Here is a 3,544-nt window from a genome sequence, read left to right as displayed (position 1 = left end):
TATGTCTACTTTATTGACATCTATCCAGTATTTTGCTAAAATCGACTATTAATTGACTATTTCCCTCTATTTCAATAACATAGATACCTTTAATTTTCAATTGATCTACCAGACTATCATAGATGTCTTTTTTTAACGCTTGAAACGTTGAATTTGAAATCAGTTCAAATTTCCTACTCTCTAATAGTGAATACAAGTAATAAAAAGTATTATCATTTTTCTCTTCTTTATTTAATTGTCTATCTGCATTGATCTGTAGTCTCACAACAACTAAAGCAATTATTCCACTAAGAATAGCTCCAAGATAGCCTCCCCAGAAACCTAACCACCCATCACCCACTTTATATGCAGCTAACAGTGAGATAAAAACTGACACGATTCCCATAACTGATCCATAGATAAGCCACTTTATATCTTCAGAGTTCATTCTTTTTCTCCCTTTTCTCACTAGTAACACCATACTTCATTCTATATCTTCTAAATGTTCTTCGATTAATTCCTGTTTGCTCTTCTACTTCTTTATCTGTAGATCCAGCTAAAAATAATTTAAATGCTAATTGCATACGCTTATCATCTTCTCGATACTTAGGCTTCCCACCTTTATATTTTCCTTTTGCTCTAACAAGTGCAATTCCCTGTTGCTGTGTTTCTCTGATATACTTTCTTTCCTCTTCAGCCTGGTACTTATATAACTCAATAATTAAATTATTAAGTAATCGACGCAAGTTATCATCCGTAATTCCTGTTAAAGCTGGTAGATTCAAAACTTCCAGTGTCGCTTTCTTCAGTTGAATTAAATTCATTGTTTCTGTTAGCTCTTTATTATTTCGACCAAGACGTTTTAATTCTGTCACAACGACAATATCACCTTCACGTATGAATTCCATCATTTTTTGAAATCCTTCACGATTGGTATCTTTCCCGCTTGCCTTATCAGTAAAAATTTTATCACACTTTGATAACAATTCTAACTGCCGATCTAAATTTTGATCAATACTGCTTACTCGAGCATATCCAATTTTAGCCATAGAAAAAACTCCTTTAAAATTCAAAAATTTGAATTATTTTTAAAATCCTGTTGCCCAACTTGTCATTTTTATATTTAATTGGCACAGTTTTTCTAATTATTTGTCATATTTATAGTCAACTATAGCTACAAAAGCAACTAATTTTGGAGATAGATTGAGATATTTAAAAATCTATCATGAAAAATTAGTTGCTTTTGTCACTTAGCGCTGAAAATTTATGCCATTTATCTAGAAAAATGACATCCAAGTATATCATGAATACACAAAAAGTCCAACAGGGTATACTCTGATGGACTTTATAAAGTGGGACTTTCTGACTTAATTATTTGGACTACTGAAAAATTTGTGGAATGAAGAATCAAAAAAGAGGAAGAAATTTTTAAGTTTCTTCCCCCACTTCAAGTTTTTATAGAATTTTGTCATGACTACCTGTTCTAACTAACGTAAGAATTAGTTTTTTACCATCTATTTTATAAATAAGCAACCAATCTGACTGTACGTGTAATTCTCTAAAACCTTTCCAGTTGCCTTGAAGAGCATGATCTTTATATTTCGTTCTCAATACTTCTTGCTCTTGATTAACTAACAAATTAATCACTTTTCTAAATTCTGTTTCATTGTAATGCTTTTTCATCATTCGTTTATAATCACGTTTGAAACTTGGTGTAAACTCAATCGCCAGCATTTAATTTCTCCATCAACTCATCTACAGAAGAAACTTTTGTAGTAATACCATTTTCTGCTTCATATCTAGCTATGATATCTTCTCTAGGTTCATTACCTGGTTGAAAAGGTAATTTTCTCTCCCGTACACTTTGCTTCAGAAAAACAATGACTGCAGTTGATAAGTCCATCCCGATTTCTTCGTAAACTTCTCTCGCTTGTTCTTTTAATTCATCATCAATTCGAATACTTAGTCTTGACACCTTATCACTCCCTTTAATAATTATATTATATCACAAATCAAACACGTTGTACACACATTGTATGTACAACGTATGTACATAGTAAACCTAAAAACGTATATAAAACGTATATTGAATAATCAATACTTGCCACTCAACCTAATATAAGAGTACAACAAATGAAAAAAGACAAATCTATTCGCTATAAACTTGTCTTTGTGCTTCTTTTGTATAAAATTTTCATATTTAAGAATTGCATTATAGTTTCTTCGTCCCAAATGCACACATTATTTACTTGTTTTCCTTATTATAAAAGGACGTTTACGATTAATTTCTTGATTTTTATCAGAAGTTACAATACTTTCCTCTTCTGGCATAGTGACATATTGGGTCTTTTGGAAACCTTTCGCAGCTTTTTTTAAAAAGAATGATTTAAATTTTGGTTGGATAAAAGATACTCCTTTATCCAATTCTGTTGGTTTATAGACTTGGATAATTAATACATGATACTTTTTACCTTTAACAGAAAAAATCACAATATCCCCTATGCCAATTTTCTTATGAACAGTTGGTGGTGCTTTAAAATAAACCTTTCGTTTAGTTTTGTATAAGGTTTTATCTCTCAATTCTAAAAATAGCCCTTCAAAAATTGTCTTTTTGTTTATGAATCGTATTTTAGGTACTCCTTCTCCTTTTCGCACAGGAAGAACGCCAGAATTTTCGTTAAAAATTTTACTAATGACCGCAGTATACTCATTTTCTTCTTCAGATCTACCTGTAATGATGTTTTTTACATAAACTAATTGACCATCTTTAGAATAAACAAGCATTCCCTTTTGAATCTTTTTTTCTAATTTTTTTGCTACACGAAAAGTAAATACTTTATTTTTCAAATAAACGGAATCATTTATCCTTCCATGTGCTGGCTGAACATGAACAGCTTCCACTAACAACTCATTCACTTCCTCTTCATTTAATATATTGACTTCTTATATTGGCAATTTCTCCAATGATATACTATGAAAAAAACTATGTATAAACATAACCTCTAAAATTGCTTTAGAAACAAAAAAATGCTATCGTAAACTTACTACGTCTTGAGTATAACATCTATATGTCAAATGAAAAAGATAGGTATTGCTTAAAACTTCATCACTAAGCAGTACCTATCTTTTTTATTATTTTACATATTTTATCTGAAGATTTTCCAATGACTTCTTACAATTTCTCGGTAGTTCTTCTACAACATATACATCCCACGAACAAAATAAGTAAATCATTGTCCCTGCAGACAAAATAACTTTCCATTCGATGGATAAAAAGCTAATCCAAATACCTACTGTTAATATAAGCATTGCTAAATTACTATTTATTTTCTTCATCTTGATTTCTCTCCATTCTCTTGTTAGAATGGGCGTGGATAGTAGATTGTTGGGGGTTACTTTTTACGGAAGTAACCTCTATTTTTACGCCCTTGATTAGTTTTGAACCCTAGAATTTCCTGTTTGATAGTCAATGACATAACCTTCCTGCGTGTTATGAATATAAACATTGAAAGAAATTCCATTATCTTCTATACTTTGCGCTTCCATTTGTACACCTCTAGCAACC

General features: G+C 30.9%; 6 protein-coding genes and 1 pseudogene. All 7 read right to left on the bottom strand.

Features of this window, described 5'->3' with window-relative positions; all coding sequences use genetic code 11:
- Positions 1 to 10 precede the first annotated feature (10 nt).
- On the bottom strand, positions 11 to 427 hold the full coding sequence (locus RV14_RS11475; RefSeq protein ID WP_071856376.1) for a hypothetical protein: 417 nt from the start codon (positions 425 to 427) through the stop codon (positions 11 to 13).
- Positions 417 to 1,028, bottom strand: coding sequence for a recombinase family protein (locus tag RV14_RS11470; protein WP_071856375.1), 612 nt, complete (start codon positions 1,026 to 1,028; stop codon positions 417 to 419). Before RV14_RS11470 ends, RV14_RS11475 begins: the two co-directional genes overlap by 11 nt.
- Before the next feature lie 406 nt (positions 1,029 to 1,434).
- Positions 1,435 to 1,713, bottom strand: a complete 279-nt coding sequence (locus RV14_RS11465; protein ID WP_002326674.1) for a type II toxin-antitoxin system RelE/ParE family toxin — start codon at positions 1,711 to 1,713, stop codon at positions 1,435 to 1,437.
- Positions 1,700 to 1,954: a type II toxin-antitoxin system RelB/DinJ family antitoxin gene (locus tag RV14_RS11460; protein ID WP_002326673.1), complete on the bottom strand. Its 255-nt coding sequence runs from the start codon at positions 1,952 to 1,954 to the stop codon at positions 1,700 to 1,702. The genes RV14_RS11465 and RV14_RS11460 overlap by 14 nt, the downstream gene beginning before the upstream one ends.
- Positions 1,955 to 2,220: 266 nt before the next feature.
- A complete protein-coding gene (locus RV14_RS11455; protein WP_245785511.1) occupies positions 2,221 to 2,826 on the bottom strand; it encodes a hypothetical protein in 606 nt (201 codons plus the stop codon).
- A 285-nt stretch (positions 2,827 to 3,111) separates the two neighbouring features.
- The gene (locus tag RV14_RS11450) at positions 3,112 to 3,315 is read right to left on the bottom strand and encodes a hypothetical protein (protein WP_071856373.1); all 204 of its coding nucleotides are present in this window, start codon (positions 3,313 to 3,315) and stop codon (positions 3,112 to 3,114) included.
- 96 nt (positions 3,316 to 3,411) lie between these two features.
- Positions 3,412 to 3,544 (bottom strand): annotated as a pseudogene (locus tag RV14_RS12815) (DNA/RNA non-specific endonuclease); the annotation flags it as partial.

The organism is Enterococcus ratti, assembly GCF_001886195.1.
Taxonomy (GTDB): Bacteria; Bacillota; Bacilli; order Lactobacillales; family Enterococcaceae; genus Enterococcus_B; species Enterococcus_B ratti.
Note: the sequence above shows the minus strand (reverse complement) of the source record. Positions and strands in the feature narration are given on the sequence as shown.

What these genes read in the sequence shown, in the direction of transcription:
- RV14_RS11465 (WP_002326674.1), bottom strand. Translation starts at nt 1,713, where the DNA reads ATGCTGGCGATTGAGTTTACACCAAGTTTCAAACGTGATTATAAACGA.
- RV14_RS11475 (WP_071856376.1), bottom strand. Translation starts at nt 427, where the DNA reads ATGAACTCTGAAGATATAAAGTGGCTTATCTATGGATCAGTTATGGGA.
- RV14_RS11470 (WP_071856375.1), bottom strand. Translation starts at nt 1,028, where the DNA reads ATGGCTAAAATTGGATATGCTCGAGTAAGCAGTATTGATCAAAATTTA.
- RV14_RS11450 (WP_071856373.1), bottom strand. Translation starts at nt 3,315, where the DNA reads ATGAAGAAAATAAATAGTAATTTAGCAATGCTTATATTAACAGTAGGT.